Origin of the sequence: Heliomarina baculiformis, assembly GCF_019966545.1 — a bacterium.
Lineage (GTDB): Bacteria > Pseudomonadota > Alphaproteobacteria > Rhodobacterales > Rhodobacteraceae > Heliomarina > Heliomarina baculiformis.
Window position 1 is genome coordinate 448794 of record NZ_JAIMIC010000004.1, and the last position, 15222, is coordinate 464015.

A 15222-nucleotide genomic window follows, 5' to 3' on the forward strand; every position below is an offset into this window, starting at 1 on the left:
ATTATGGAATTCGGATTTACCACGGCGGCATATGTCGTTGCAGCCGTCCTCTTCATCCTGAGCCTTGGCGGCCTTTCCGGCCAGGAAAGCGCCAAGCGCGCGGTCTGGTATGGCATCGCCGGTATGGCTCTGGCGGTATTCGCCACGCTCATCGGACCGGGCTCGGGCCTGTGGCTGTTGTCGGTTCTGCTGATCGCGGCCGGTGGCGTCATCGGCGTGATCGTGGCCAAGCGGGTCCAGATGACCGAGATGCCGCAGCTTGTTGCGGCGATGCACTCTCTCGTCGGTCTCGCGGCGGTTTTCGTCGGCTATAACGCCCATATCGAACTGAACAACGTGCTCGCCATGACCCCCGAACAGCGCCTGTCGCTCGAAGGGTTCGCGGCCGTTCTGGCCCATAAAACCAGCGTCGAGCAAAGCATCCTGCGGGTTGAATTGTTCCTTGGCGTCTTTATCGGTGCGATCACCTTTACCGGATCGGTCATTGCCTTTGGCAAGCTGGCGGGCAAGGTCAGCTCGGCGGCGACGAAACTGCCGGGCGGGCATATGCTCAACCTCGCGGCAGCTATCATCTCGCTGCTCTGCCTGTTCTGGTACATGGCTTCGGGTGGCTTCCTGCCGCTGCTGATCATGACGCTGGCGGCGCTGTTTATCGGCTACCACTTGATCATGGGTATCGGCGGCGCGGATATGCCTGTCGTGGTCTCGATGCTGAACAGCTATTCCGGCTGGGCGGCGGCGGCCATCGGCTTCAGCCTTGGCAACGACCTGCTGATCGTGGTTGGTGCGCTGGTCGGTTCCTCGGGTGCAATCCTGTCCTACATCATGTGCAAGGCGATGAACCGGTCGTTTGTTTCGGTGATCCTTGGCGGCTTTGGCGGCTCTGCCGGTCCGGCAATGGAAGTCGAAGGCGAACAGGTCGCCATCGAGGCCGACGGTGTGGCCGCGGCGCTGAACGAAGCCGACAGCATCATCATCATCCCCGGCTATGGCATGGCGGTGGCACAGGCGCAGAACGCGGTCAGCGACCTGACCAAGAAACTGCGTGCGGCGGGCAAGAACGTCCGTTTCGCCATCCACCCTGTTGCCGGTCGTTTGCCCGGCCACATGAACGTGCTGCTGGCCGAAGCCAAGGTCCCCTACGATATCGTGCTTGAAATGGACGAGATCAACGAGGACTTCCCGGACACGGATGTGGCCATCGTCATCGGTTCGAACGATATCGTGAACCCGGCGGCGCAGGAAGATCCGAACTCCCCCATCGCGGGGATGCCGGTTCTGGAATGCTGGAAGGCCAAGCAGGTGTTCGTTTCCAAGCGCGGGCAGGGCACCGGCTATTCGGGTATCGAGAACCCGCTTTTCTTCAAGGACAACACGCGGATGTTCTATGGTGACGCCAAGGCGTCGCTCGACAAACTGCTACCGATGATCGACTAAACGTCATCAGGCGTGAAACAGAAAACGGCGGTGCAGGAATGCACCGCCGTTTTTGTTTGCCGTCTAGGCGTTCAAGGGATCAGATAACGCCGATTTCCGCCAGCGCCTGATTGAGTTCGACCGGCAATGCCTCGTCATTCTGGCGGCTCGCGGGCAGGTCCGGCGGCGCATCCGAAGGCGCAAGGTAACGCCAGCCCTGAAAGGGTCTCTTCTGGACGCTCTGGGTGCGGTGAACTTCGGGCTCAAGCACGATGGCGCAGCGCCGGATTCCGTCGCCGCCGTTGACTTCGTCAAGCCGGAGAATGCGCTGACGGCACTGGATCAGCCCCTTGATCACCCAGTAGATCGATCCGCCTTCAAGGATCTCGGCCTCGCGCTTGGGCCACATGCGGGTGACATGCCGCGGTAACCCGTCCGACGTCTGAACGCGGCGCAGTTTCTGCCAGCGGAGCAGGTCATCGACTGTTTCCGTTCCGACAGAGAGTTTGATGAGATGTGTAAATTTATCCACAGAGTCGTCCCCATTCCACCATCCATATAGTAGCATCATCAAGGATGACTGCAAATTATGGGGGGTGTTTTCTGTGATTGGAACAGATTTCCTTTAAGTGTTGGCACGAAGATGGCCCGCGATTTGACGGTTCTGCCCGATTGGTCCTTGCCTGAACGGGCCATATATCCTGAACTGAAGTCAGCAACCTGAGGGCCGGTTTCAAGATGACGCAATTCACGACGCCGATCGCCGAACAGATCTGGGATATGAAATACCGCCTGAAAGAGGCGGACGGAACGGCCATCGACGAAACCGTCGAAGACACCTGGCGCAGAATCGCAAAGGATCTGGCCAGTCGCGAGTCCGAACCAGAGGTCTGGGAAGACCGGTTCTACGACGCGCTCGACGGGTTCAAGTTCCTGCCCGCCGGTCGGATCGTGGCAGGCGCCGGGACGGGGCGACAGGTCACGCTGTTCAACTGTTTCGTCATGGGGACGGTCCCCGACAGTATCGATGGTATTTTCGACATGCTGAAGGAAGCGGCCCTTACCATGCAGCAGGGTGGGGGGATCGGCTATGATTTCTCGACCATCCGGCCCAAGGGTGCTGCCGTGTCCGGCGTCTCTGCCGATGCCTCGGGGCCGCTGACCTTCATGGACGTCTGGGACGCTATGTGCCGGACGATCATGTCCGCCGGGGCGCGGCGCGGCGCGATGATGGCCACCATGCGCTGCGACCATCCGGATATTCAGGACTTCATCTCGGCCAAGGCAGACCCGGCGCGCCTGCGCATGTTCAACCTGTCGGTGCTGGTCACCGATGCCTTCATGCAGGCGGTCAAGGACGACACCGAATGGGAGCTTGTTTTCGGAGATCGGGTTTATAGCCGCTTGCCCGCTCGCGCGCTCTGGAACCAGATCATGCAATCCACCTATGATTACGCCGAGCCGGGCGTGATCTTTATCGACCGGATCAACGCGGCCAATAACCTTAACTACTGCGAGACGATTGCCGCCACGAACCCCTGTGGCGAGCAGCCCCTGCCGCCCTATGGCGCCTGCCTGCTTGGCTCGATCAACCTTGCGCGGCTGATCGCCAGCCTGTTCGACGAAGATGCCGGTCTTGATGAGGAGCAACTGGACGATCTGGTCACCATTGCCGTCCGGATGATGGACAACGTGATCGACGCCTCGAAATTCCCGCTGGTCGCACAAGCCGAGGAAGCCCGCGCCAAGCGGCGCATCGGGCTGGGTGTCACCGGTCTGGCCGATGCGCTGGCGATGATGGGGGTGAGCTATGGCGCAGAGGAGGCGGCGCGTCTGACCGAGCGCTGGATGCACCGGATCGCCCGCGCCGCGTATCTGGCCTCGGTGGATCTGGCGAGGGAGAAGGGGAGCTTTCCGCTGTTCGACGCGGATGGCTACCTGAACTCGGGCAACATGCGCGCGATGGATGAGGACGTGCGCGCCGCTATCGCCGAACATGGCATCCGCAACGCGCTTCTGACGTCGATTGCACCGACGGGGACGATCTCGCTTTATGCTGGAAACGTCAGTTCCGGGATCGAGCCGATTTTCGCCTTTTCCTACACAAGGCAGGTCCTGCAACGCGACGGGTCGAGACGCGCCGAAGAGGTGGTGGATTACGCCGTGCAGATGTGGCGCGAACGGTTCGGCGAGGCGGAACTGCCGGAAAGTTTCGTGACCGCGCAGACCCTTGCCCCCGAGGATCACGTCCGCATGCAGGCCGCCGCGCAGCGATGGGTGGATTCCTCTATTTCCAAGACCATCAACTGCCCCGAGGATATCTCTTTCGAGGCGTTCAAGGACGTCTACATGCTGGCCTGGGATACCGGCTGCAAGGGCTGCACGACCTATCGGCCGAACGAGGTGAGCGGGTCGGTCCTGGCGGTATCACAGCCTGCAGAGGAAGACAGCGCAGCGAAACGCATTGCCCGTGCGATGAGCGATGCGGGCCTTGAAGATCGCGAGACGCTTTCAGAGAAATCCGGGCTTTCGGTCTCTCTCCTCGATAATATCGCGACCGGCAGTAAGGACCTGTCCCGATCTGCCGCCAAGAAACTTGCCACCGTCTTGAACGTCACGGCCGACTGGCTGGTGTCGGGGAATACGGCCCTTACGACCTCGGCGATTCCGGCTGTATCCGACAGTGCGCCCGAAACCTCTTACCTGGCTGAACCCCTGAACCGCCCGCCCGAGCTTGAAGGCAACACATACAAGCTGAAATGGCCCGACAGCGAGCACGCAATCTATATCACCATCAACGATATCGAGATCGACGGGCGCCGACGGCCTTTCGAAGTCTTCATCAATTCCAAGAACATGGAGCATTTCGCCTGGACGGTGGCCCTGACGCGCATGATTTCGGCGGTGTTCCGTCGCGGCGGTGACGTATCTTTTGTCGTCGAAGAGCTGAAAGCTGTTTTCGATCCGAGGGGGGGCGCTTGGATGCAGGGCAAATACGTTCCTTCGATCCTTGCCGCCATTGGCGGGGTGATTGAAAAGCACCTGATCGCGATCGGTTTCATCGACGGAGAAGGGCTGGGCCTGAAAGCCGATCCTCACGCCGCCAACGGCAACTCAGCCAAACCGCGCGGTCCTGCCTGCCCCTCTTGCGGTCAGTATGACATGCACATGATCGAGGGCTGTGCCACCTGCGCCAATTGCGGTTACTCGAAATGTTCGGGGTGATGTGATTGCGTTTTGTTCGCAAAATCCAGCAGAAGAATTGTGCCCGGCGACGGCGTCGCTACTGAGGCGCACTTTGATAATCGAGGCGCTCAATAAAACGCGCGCGATCGAAGGGCGCCGGCCGGTGGCTGCACCGTCTGCAACTGACCTAGGCGCCCTCAAGCAGAGGCAACAATGCAAACAACCGCAGCGGCCGCGCGTACGACCGGTTGCAGCCAGTCAAAGATCTTCTGATGCTGTCGGCGCTTTCATTGTTATGATCGAGCTACCGGTGATCATTTCCCCGTCGAGGCCGCGATGTTGAACGTTCTAGCCGACCGTACCTATCGCCATCTCTTTCTCGCGCAGGTCGTTGCGCTTCTGGGCACCGGCCTTGCGACCGTGGCGCTCGGGCTGCTGGCCTATGATCTTGCCGGGAACGACGCGGCGATGGTGCTGGGCACGGTTTTCACGATCAAGATGGTGGCCTACGTCGGCGTGGCCCCGGTCGCCGGTGCCTTTGCGGATCGCTTGAACAGGCGGGTGCTGCTGGTGGCGCTCGATCTCGTCCGGGCTCTATGTGCGCTGGCGCTGCCCTTCGTGACCGAGGTCTGGCAGGTCTACGTGCTGATCTTCCTGCTGCAATCGGCCTCGGCCGGGTTTACACCGACCTTTCAGGCGACCATCCCCGACGTGTTGCCCGAGGAAGATCGGTACACCCGCGCCCTGTCACTCTCGCGCCTTGCCTATGATCTTGAAAACATCGTCAGCCCGATGCTCGCCGCTCTGCTGTTGACAGTGATGGGCTACAACACGCTTTTCCTCGGCACCGTCGCCGGTTTCATCGGCTCGGCCCTTCTGGTGGTTTCGGTGATGCTGCCAAGCCCGGCTGCACCCGCCACGCGCGGGATCTATGATCGCACCACCCGGGGCATCCGCATCTACCTTGCCACGCCCCGGCTGCGCGGGCTTCTCGCGCTCAACGTCTCGGTTGCGGCGGCAAGCGCCATGGTGCTGGTAAATTCCGTCGTTCTCGTGCGCGGGATGCTGGGCCTCTCCGACAGTGCGCTCGGCTGGACGATGTTCGCCTTTGGTGCGGGTTCGATGAGCGCGGCACTGTCGTTGCCGCGACTGCTGGACCGGCTGCCGGATCGACCAGTCATGCTGGCGGGGGCGGTGCTGACGGTGGCGACACTGGTCTGCCTTGCCGGTGGCATCGGCCTCACCGGCCTGAACTGGGGTATGCTGCTCTGCGCCTGGTTCTTGAACGGGGTCGGTTTTTCCGCTGTTCTGACACCCTCTGGGCGGCTGCTGCGGCGCTCGGCCCATCCCGAAGACAGGCCCGCCATTTTCGCGGCGCAGTTCGCCCTGTCCCATGCCTGTTGGCTGGTGTGTTATCCGTTGTCAGGCTGGCTGATGACACGCTTCGGTGCCATCCCGGCACTTATCGTACTGGCAGGGGCAGGTCTCATCGGCATTATTGCCGCCCTGCGCCTCTGGCCCGCTGGCGAAGTGGCAGAGGTCGAGCATATTCATGACAACCTCGCGCCGGACGATCCGCATCTTAACGGCGAAAGACGCCACAGCCATCCGCTGGTGATCGATGACCGCCACCCCAGATGGGCAAAGCATTTCTGAGCTTTGCCCGATCAGCCCAGCATGGTCAGGGCCGCCCCGGCAATCGCGGACCCTGCCAGCACCGTCATCATCCCGAACTTCAGCCGGAACACTGCAATCACCGCCAGCGCCGTCAGGAGCGCCGCCGCCCAATCGACCGATGCCAGCCGGGGAAGCTCGACCGTCAGCGGTCCGGCGCGCCAGACAGCGACCGCGTCAAAGATCACGTGCATGGCGAACCAGATCGCAAGGTTCAGGATCACGCCGACCACCGCCGCCGTCACTGCGGTCAGCGCGGCGGCAAGTGCGCGGTTGCGGCGCAGGCGCTCCATCCATGGCGCACCCAACAGGATCCATGCGAAACACGGCGCAAAGGTCACATAGGTCGCCAGCAGCGCGCCCAGCGTCGCCGCCCAAACGGTGCCTTCCGCGCTCCACGCGCCAAGGAAGCCGACGAATTGCAGCACCATGATCAGCGGTCCCGGCGTCGTTTCGGCCATGCCAAGCCCGTCCAGCATCTGCCCCGCCGTCAGCCAGCCATAGGTGCCAACCGCCTCCTGCGCCACATAGGCCAGTACCGCATAGGCCCCGCCAAAGGTGACAACGGCCATCTTTGAAAAGAAAAGCGCAATTTCAGTGAATACATTGCCCCGCCCCAGCGTGACAAAAAACATCCCAACCGGCACCAGCCAGAGGGCGAGGGCGGCCATCCCCGCCATCAGCGCTTTGCGCCGCGCCGTCACCGGCATCTCGACGGTTTCATCGCCAAGCAGAGTCTCGGCCTCAGCGACATGGGTGCCGCCCTGCGCGCCTTGTCCGCCACCGGGCGCAAAAGCGGCCAGCCCGCCCCGCGCGCCCGCGTACCCGATCAGCGCCGCTGCCGCGATGATCAGAGGAAACGGCACCTGAAAGGCAAAGATCGCAAGGAACGACCCCAGCGCGATGGCCCGCATCGCGTTGTTCTTCAGCGCTTTTCCGGCGATCCGGACCAGCGCTTGCAGAACAATGGCAAGCACTGCCGCCTTCAGCCCGAAGAAGAGGCCCGAAACAAGGTCAACCTCGCCAAAGATCACGTAGATCCAGCTAAGCGCCATGATCGAAAGCAAGCCGGGCAGGATGAACAGCCCGCCCGCGATGATCGCGCCGCGCGTTCCATGCATGAGCCAGCCGATATAGGTGGCAAGCTGCTGCGCCTCGGGCCCGGGCAGCAACATGCAAAAGTTCAGCGCATGTAGGAAACGATCGTCCCCGATCCAGCGCTTCTCCTCGACCGTGATCCGGTGCATCACCGCGATTTGCCCGGCGGGTCCGCCAAAGGACAGGATCGCCACCCGCGCCCAGACACGCGTCGCCTCGGTCAGCGTCGGCCAGTCGCCCTCGTTCCGGCCCCTGGGCCTGTCGAGCGATGCGTCGGTCATGTCGATGCTCCACGGCGATAGGGCGGCCAGATGGCTTTTCTCGGCGTCAAAACAGCAGCGATCGTCAGAGTCGTAAACCCCTATTCGCCGGTCAAACGCAGTTTGCAGGCGCTTGTCAAACTTCCCCGGCTGCCGGCGCATCTCCCTCTCGCAAATCGACATGCTTTCGGGCAACCGCGCCCGCCCGGGCAGCAAAATTCTGCCCGCATGACGATCCCGCTAATCCGTTTCGCATCGTTTTCGTGATTCTCGCTTACCCTGTCGGCGCTGGACGTTGCGAGTCCCCATGTCCGTGCCGAAAAGGAGAGACCCATGATGAAAGCAGCCGTCGTTCGGGAATTCGGAAAGCCGCTCGATATATGCGAGGTCGAACGCCCGTCGCTCACCGACTCCGGGATCATCGTCAAGATCGCGGCAAGCGGCGTTTGCCATACCGATCTGCACGCGGCGCAGGGGGACTGGCCGGTCAAGCCAAGCCCGCCTTTCATCCCCGGCCATGAAGGTGTCGGCACCGTTGCCGAGGTCGGGCGCAACGTCAAAGGCGTCAAGGAAGGCGACCGCGTCGGCATCCCGTGGCTCTACACCGCCTGCGGCCACTGCCGTCATTGCATGGGCGGATGGGAAACGCTCTGCACCGACCAGCAGAATACCGGCTACAGCGTGAATGGCGGTTTCGCGGACTACGTGCTTGCCGATCCGAATTATGTCGGCCACCTGCCGGATGCGGTGGAATTTGCCCCTGCCGCGCCGGTGCTCTGCGCCGGGGTCACCGTCTACAAGGGGCTGAAAGAAACCGACACCCGGCCCGGCCAGACCGTGGTGATCTCGGGTATCGGCGGTCTTGGCCATATGGCGGTGCAGTACGCCAAGGCGATGGGCCTTCACGTGATCGCGGTGGATATCGCCAAGGACAAGCTGGATCTGGCAAAAAGCCTCGGTGCCGACCAGACCATCAACGCGCTCGAAACCGATCCGGTCGCCGAAGTGCAGGCCGGCGGCGGGGCCGAGGGCGTGCTGGTCACGGCAGTCGCGGGCAAATCGTTCGAACAGGGTGTCCGCATGCTGGCACGCGGCGGCACGATGAGCCTTGTGGGCCTGCCGCCGGAAAGCTTTCCGCTGGAAATCTTCGACACGGTTCTGAACGCCAAGACGATCCGGGGTTCCATCGTCGGCACCCGCAACGATCTGGCCGAGGCCCTGCAATTCGCCGCCGAAGGCAAGGTCGCCGCGCATTACTCGACCGAGTCGCTGGACGATGTGAACAGCATCTTTGACCGGATGAAGAAAGGCGCCATCGACGGTCGTATCGTGATGGAACTGTAACGCCCCTCGGGCCGCGCCGGTCTATTCCGCCGGGCGATCGCGAAAGGCCATGACCTTGTTACTATAGGCCTTGTCGCCGCTCACGTCGCGACCAAACCAAGCAGGCGGTACAAAGGCATGCGCCGCCTCGATGCTGTCGAACTCGACCTCGACCACCACCAGCGGGGCAAGATCGCCGGAAAACACATCCAGTTCAAAGACCGAACCATCGTCCAGCGATCCGGTCCATCGCACTTTGTCTACGGTGGCCGATGCCGCGGGCCAGAGCGTCTCGAAAGCGTCCCGCGATATCTCGCTTTCATGTTCGCCGCGCACCATGCCCGAGCCGGATTTGACCGTCAGAAAATAGTTCTCGCCCTTCTGGCGCAGGCGCACCTCGATGGAATCCTCGGGCCGGGTAACATAGCCCTGCCGGATCTCGACCGCCTTTGCGGCCGCCAGATCGGGCATCTCTGCCACCAGAAACTTGCGCTCGATTTCGGTTCCTGTCGCCATCACGCTTTCTTCGCCACTTCCTTGCTGAGTTTCCGATAGGCCGACGCCGCCTCGTGCGAGGCCGAGAAACTGCCAACCGGCGCGCGGTGTATGCCCATTTTCTCTACATCGGTCGAAAAGGGAATGGTGACGTCCAGAAAGCGCTTGGCATGTTGTTTGCGCATGCGCCGCATGGTCTCGCCATGCAGTTTCTTGGTTGCCTGCGCCATCGAAAAGAAGGCGAGTATCTTCTTGCGCTCCAGTCTGTGCTCTTTGAAGAAGTCGACGAGTTGCTCAAACGTCCGTTCTGACAGCGTGGTCGGGATCACCGGCACAACTATCGCATCCGACGCCTTGAACACGTTTTCGGACAGGGTCGAGATATTCGGCGGGCAGTCCAGCACGATAAAGTCATAGTCGTTGCCCACGCTCTTCAACGCCTTTTTCAGCCGAGACTGGCTGCGTTTCATCCGCGCGAGAAACACGTCGAAATCGCGGAATTCGGTATTGGCGGGCAGAATGTCGAGATTGTCGAAATCGCTGCCCCGGATCGCATCGGTGAACCGTTTCACATCCGTAAAGAACCGGTCACCCTTCAGCTTTTTCGACGGTTTGACGCGAAAGTAAAAGCTCGACGCCCCCTGCGGATCGAGATCGCACAGAAGCACACGGTGACCTTCCTTGGCCAGGCAATAGGCGATGTTGACCGCGCTCGCGGTTTTCCCGACACCGCCCTTGTTCGAATAGCTCGCGATGACCGTCATGCTGCTGTCTTTCCGGGCTTAAAGCTTTTACGGAAACGGGCGCTGGTCTTCTCGGAGTTGAAGGCTGTGAAACTGGCGACGACCCTGGCCCGTTCCTCTGTCTGTTTCTGGTGAAGCACAGTCACAAGCGCGCCAATGCTCGTGGCGATTTCGATGGCATCCTTGGAGTTCCCGGCGCACAGCCTGTCCAGCATCCCGGCCAGCGCCTCCTGCTGCACGGAGTAGTCATTGAACGCCCCAAGGTTATCCTGCAGCGTTTTCAGTGACTTGAGTATAACTTTGGTGTCTTTTTTGCCAAACAGGGGGGCAAAGAATTCGATCAGGTAGCGCAGTTTCTTGCAGTGAATGCGCAGATCGTGAACCTGTTCATCGGCGGTCCCGTCGTCGATCAAACCGGCGATCTTGCAGACCTTCACGTATCGTTTCCAGATCAGCGCTTGTGCAAATGCCAGCGCCGGGCGTTCAGCCTCGGGGCCCTTGGTAATCCGCTTCGGCGCGGCAAAGAGTTTTTCAAGCTTGTCCATCTCGCGCAGATAGGCCTGACCGTTAAAGAACCGCGCCAGCTTGGCATGGGCCGCCCCGCGATCCGCCGCAAGACTGTCGAACAGCTTGTCGATCCCCGGCTGCAGGGCAGGCGGCACCAACTCCAGATAGGCCTGCCGGTCAAGCAAATGCACGTCAAGATCGCGCAGCTGTCCGGTCCGGGCCATCAGGCTGCCGAACCTGTCCTTAAACTGTTGTGTCTGATCTTCGGTGAAGACGCCTTTGAACAGCGAAATCACCGACCGGGTACGGCGCAACGCGACGCGGTAGTCATGCAGGAATTCGCTGTCGATATCCTCGATGACACCGGGTTCATTCGCCCGCGCCACGGCAATCTGCGCCCGGATGATATCGGTCGCCACGTGAAACGATGTTTGGTCCGGCGTCATCGCGATCACCGGCTTGCTGGTGTAATCCGCCCCCGGCCCACGAAGCGCGCGGGCAATATCGCCCACCGTCCCCAGCGGCTCGCCCAGCGATGCCACAAAGGCGGTAAGCTGATCCATTTCCTCGTCATACCCGCGCAGCGGCATGAATTCGATCATGCAGGCGGCGGTGCCACTCTCGGGCACAAAGCTGTGCACCCGGCAGCGTGCGACGGTCTTGTCGAGGTCATCGACCATCTTCAACATCTGGCAGGAAACCGTCCCCTCCGCCCGGACCAGCAAACGCCGCAGCGGATTGACGATCTTGCCCAGCTTGGCCGTGACCGGACCCTCCGGCATGTGGTCGACGAAATCGGGCGCTGCAAAGTCCTGTCTTGCTACGGCGGTATCCGGAGCAATCAGTACAAGATCGTTTTTTGTCGCGATCAGCGCCATATCCGCCGCGCCGATCTGGTTGTCAAAGCTATCGATCAGCGTAAAGGCTTTCTGATCGTCTTCCCCTTCGCGGACAAGCCGCGCATCGCCGATCTTTGCGCCGACAAGCTTCTTGGAAAGCGCCGTGGATACAAGCGCTGGCCGAAGATGTCCGAGTGTTGCGAGCAATATAACCCAAGCCTTTCTGCATTCTCGTGCCGTCGGATCGCCACGAGCTTCATCTATAAGGAGAGGCCATGTCGAGCACCACCCAAACGCGCCCAAATACCTCTTATCCCGCATATTTCCAGTACATGACGTAACGGTGAAGCTTATGCGCCCATGCAAGTGTCGCTTTGCGATTTTTCCGGGCCGAAGCTATCCGGTCGAGACAAGCATCTCGCAGACCTTCTGCGGATCGTACCTTTTCGGGTCATCACCGCTCAGGAGCAGGCGGACGCAGGGAATGCCGAACCGGTTGGTGACGTCGGCGCAGGCCGCCATGTCATGGGACAGGTCGCAGACCACATGGGTCATCAGCGCTTCGGTCGGTACATCGCCCCCGGCATCCGCCCGCAGCGGCGCCAGTATCGCCTCCACCTGATCGGCCAGATCATGGCCAAGCGCCTCGGGGTCGGGGCCAAGGCTCGGGAGGTAGATCTTGGGCACGTGGCGCGCGGCAATCGCCTTGCCCACCCCGGCAGGCATCAGGTTAACGACCACGCTGGAATAAAGACTGCCGGGCGGGCAGCAGATTACCTCGGCTTGACCGATGAGCCTGCGATTGCGCTTGGGCAGGGCGATCTCTCCCGTTGCGATCTCCTTTTGCCCGTCACTCAAAAACAGCCGCGCGATCCGGCTCTCCGGCGGCGCGACCTCCTTGCCGGTTATCTCGCGCTGCCCGGTCAGGCGCTGGCCATTTGCCAGTTCCGCCTCCAGTTGCAGGTTGGCATCCACGACCGAACGCACCGTGCCGCGCACATCGACCATTTTGGACATCAGGAAAAGGACCGGTTCAAGCGCGCGGTCATGGCCCAGATAGCCGCCTGCGATGATCAGGTTGCCAATACTTGCATTGCGGTAGTCGAAATCCTCGGGCGCATGGGCTTCAAAGTCTTGCAGGAACGTCTGGATCAGGCTGCGCATGGGGCGTGCAATCGCCCGGATCAGCGGATGTTTTCCCGCGCTCATCGCCGCGACCTCGGCGCGCAGATCTTTCTGCGACCCGTCCTTGTCCAGACGACGCGAGAACAACGCATAGATATCCGGCTGGCCCAGCACGGTCTCATCCGCGAGTGCCATCAGCCTGCTGCGCAGATCGCCGACGGCAGGCATGTCAAAGGCCCGGCGCAGCACTTGCGAACTCCCACCGCTGTCAAAGGGCGTGATCAGGTGGATCGAATTGTACGTATAGCGTTTCAGCTGGCGCGAGATATCGTTCAGCGCACTGCCGCCGCTGAAGAACAGGATCTGCGGTCCCAGATGCGGCGCGCTCAATGCCCGTGAAACGCGCAACCCGTCCGGCACGGCAATGTCGCGCTCAACGCGGATTTTCGGCACCTGCATACCGGCCCCTTCGGCGCTGTCGAACCTGTCCTCTATAATTCACACCTATTTCCGGTAATCACGCAATATCGCCGGGTTTCGCATATCTATGACCGCCCGGACCTTTGCCCGCATGGGGGCGCATGTGCCATCGCAAGTCAAGCAGGGCGGCATATAAGCAAGCCGCTCCACTCCCCGTCACACAGGTTTCATAGGCCTGAAGAACAATCCGCGGGACTCAGGCTGAATACAGCTAAAACGTGCGTGACTCATAAAAAAATTAATTTTTGGTTGATCGGATAAGCCCAGACGGTGCAACCTCTTAGGTAGAGTAAACAGTGATTGATTCTTGTTAACAGGGTGATTTCGGAAGCAAGGAGCGCCACCGGCGAGGACCCGTGAATTAGGCAGGCCGACCAGCAGTACCCCCGTAAGGGGCAATCAGAACTCGTATTTCCGATTTCCAAGGCTCGACGACCAATATGTATTCATTTCAGGGGGAGACCCACAGTGACCTTCTTCAAACGACTTGTCGTTCTGGCTGCCGTCGCAGCCGCAAGCACGGCAGCGGCGCAAGAGAGCGCCGACGCAGACAAACCGAATATCCTCGTCATCTGGGGCGACGATATCGGACAGGCCAATATCTCGGCCTATACCATGGGCCTGATGGGCTATACCACGCCGAACATCGACAGCATCGCCAATGATGGCATCATCTTCACCGACTACTACGCCGAACAAAGCTGCACGGCCGGTCGTTCGACCTTTATCACCGGGCAGACAACGTTGCGCACCGGTCTGTCCAAGGTCGGTCTGCCCGGCGCGCAAGCCGGAATGCAAGAGGTCGATGTCACGATCGCTTCGGCCCTGAAAGATCACGGCTATGCGACAGGGCAGTTCGGAAAGAACCACCTCGGCGACCGCGACGAACATCTGCCCACCGAACATGGCTTTGACGAATTCTTCGGCAACCTCTATCACCTGAATGCCGAGGAAGAGCCTGAAAACTTCAACTATCCGCAGGATGAAGAATTCCGCGAACGCTTTGGCCCGCGCGGCGTGATCCGTGCCTCTGCCGATGGCGAGATCGAGGATACCGGTCCGCTGACCAAGAAGCGGATGGAAACAATCGACGAGGAAACTTCGGCCGCCGCCATCGACTTTATGGAACGGCAGGTCGAATCCGGAACACCGTTCTTTGTCTGGATGAACGCCACCCGGATGCACTTCCGGACCCACGTCAAGGAAGAGAACCGCAGCGCACCGGGGCTGACCGCCCTGACCGAATATGCCGATGGCATGATCGAGCATGACGGCATCGTGGGTAACCTGCTCGACAAGCTCGATGAGCTCGGTATCGCGGACAATACAATTGTCATGTACGCGACCGACAACGGTCCGCACCAGAACTCCTGGCCTGATGCGGGCACGACGCCTTTCCGTTCCGAGAAAAACACCAACTGGGAAGGTGCCTACCGCGTCCCTGCGATGCTGAAATGGCCGGGCCGGATCGAACCGGGTTCCGTCGCAAACGAGATGTTCTCGGGGCTTGACTGGTTCCCGACACTTCTGGCGGCCGTGGGCGACACCGACATCAAGGAACGTCTGCTTGAAGGTACGACGATCAACGGCAAGGAATACAAGAACCACCTCGACGGTTACAACCAGCTGCCCTACCTGACTGGCGAAACCGACGAGGGCGCACGTGACCGGTTCTTCTATTTCAACGATGACGGCGAAGTTGTGGCTCTGCGCTATTACAACTGGAAAGTTGTATTCAAAGAGCAGCGCGCGAAGGGAACGTTGAACATCTGGGCCGAACCTTTCACATCGTTGCGTGTCCCAAAGCTCTTCGATCTGCGTGCGGATCCCTATGAACGGGCCGACATCACCTCGAACACCTACTATGACTGGCTGATGGACCACGTATATCTTCTGGCCCCGGCGCAGGCCGTCGTCGGTGAGTTCCTTGCCACCTTCGAGGAATATCCGCCGGCCCAGCGTCCGGACAGCTTCTCGATCGACCAGATCCAGGAAGAGCTGAACGCCAGCCTCAATGCGATGGGCGGTCAGTAAAGACTCCGGCCGGGGCGCGAACACTCTCGCGCCCCGGCTTTT

At 60.8% G+C, this 15222-nt stretch carries 11 protein-coding genes; 5 read left to right on the plus strand and 6 right to left on the minus strand.

Features of this window, described 5'->3' with window-relative positions:
• Positions 1-3: 3 nt before the first annotated feature.
• The gene (locus tag MF268_RS12010) at positions 4-1437 is read left to right on the plus strand and encodes an NAD(P)(+) transhydrogenase (Re/Si-specific) subunit beta (RefSeq protein ID WP_238371097.1); all 1434 of its coding nucleotides are present in this window, start codon (positions 4-6) and stop codon (positions 1435-1437) included.
• 79 nt (positions 1438-1516) lie between these two features.
• Here MF268_RS12010 and MF268_RS12015 read toward each other — a convergent pair whose 3' ends face one another.
• Positions 1517-1987, minus strand: coding sequence for a DUF1489 family protein (locus MF268_RS12015; RefSeq protein ID WP_420485431.1), 471 nt, complete (start codon positions 1985-1987; stop codon positions 1517-1519).
• A 167-nt stretch (positions 1988-2154) separates the two neighbouring features.
• On the opposite strand from MF268_RS12015, the gene MF268_RS12020 reads away from it, so the two are divergent.
• Positions 2155-4641, plus strand: coding sequence for an adenosylcobalamin-dependent ribonucleoside-diphosphate reductase (locus tag MF268_RS12020; protein ID WP_238371099.1), 2487 nt, complete (start codon positions 2155-2157; stop codon positions 4639-4641).
• A 297-nt stretch (positions 4642-4938) separates the two neighbouring features.
• Positions 4939-6258, plus strand: a complete 1320-nt coding sequence (locus MF268_RS12025; protein ID WP_238371100.1) for an MFS transporter — start codon at positions 4939-4941, stop codon at positions 6256-6258.
• 11 nt (positions 6259-6269) lie between these two features.
• Here the strand turns inward: MF268_RS12025 and chrA are convergent, their stop codons facing one another.
• Positions 6270-7655 carry a chromate efflux transporter gene (chrA, locus tag MF268_RS12030; protein WP_238371101.1) on the minus strand — a complete coding sequence of 462 codons (1386 nt, stop codon included), beginning with the start codon at positions 7653-7655 and terminating at the stop codon, positions 6270-6272.
• Positions 7656-7967: 312 nt separating this feature from the next.
• On the opposite strand from chrA, the gene adhP reads away from it, so the two are divergent.
• Positions 7968-8978 carry an alcohol dehydrogenase AdhP gene (gene adhP / locus MF268_RS12035; protein WP_238371102.1) on the plus strand — a complete coding sequence of 337 codons (1011 nt, stop codon included), beginning with the start codon at positions 7968-7970 and terminating at the stop codon, positions 8976-8978.
• A 21-nt stretch (positions 8979-8999) separates the two neighbouring features.
• Here adhP and MF268_RS12040 read toward each other — a convergent pair whose 3' ends face one another.
• The 4 genes from MF268_RS12040 to MF268_RS12055 form a co-directional block, all read right to left on the minus strand.
• Positions 9000-9473, minus strand: a complete 474-nt coding sequence (locus MF268_RS12040; protein WP_238371103.1) for a CYTH domain-containing protein — start codon at positions 9471-9473, stop codon at positions 9000-9002.
• Complete coding sequence (locus MF268_RS12045; protein WP_238371104.1) at positions 9473-10216, minus strand: ParA family protein; 744 nt, start codon at positions 10214-10216, stop codon at positions 9473-9475. The genes MF268_RS12040 and MF268_RS12045 overlap by 1 nt, the downstream gene beginning before the upstream one ends.
• Positions 10213-11748: a CHAD domain-containing protein gene (locus MF268_RS12050; protein WP_238371105.1), complete on the minus strand. Its 1536-nt coding sequence runs from the start codon at positions 11746-11748 to the stop codon at positions 10213-10215. Before MF268_RS12050 ends, MF268_RS12045 begins: the two co-directional genes overlap by 4 nt.
• Before the next feature lie 189 nt (positions 11749-11937).
• Positions 11938-13125 carry a GAK system CofD-like protein gene (locus MF268_RS12055; protein ID WP_238371106.1) on the minus strand — a complete coding sequence of 396 codons (1188 nt, stop codon included), beginning with the start codon at positions 13123-13125 and terminating at the stop codon, positions 11938-11940.
• Between the two features lie 489 nt (positions 13126-13614).
• Here MF268_RS12055 and MF268_RS12060 point away from each other — a divergent pair, with 489 nt between their 5' ends.
• Entirely contained in the window at positions 13615-15180 is a 1566-nt protein-coding gene (locus MF268_RS12060) for an arylsulfatase (RefSeq protein WP_238371107.1), read from the plus strand.
• The last annotated feature ends 42 nt before the right edge of the window (positions 15181-15222 follow it).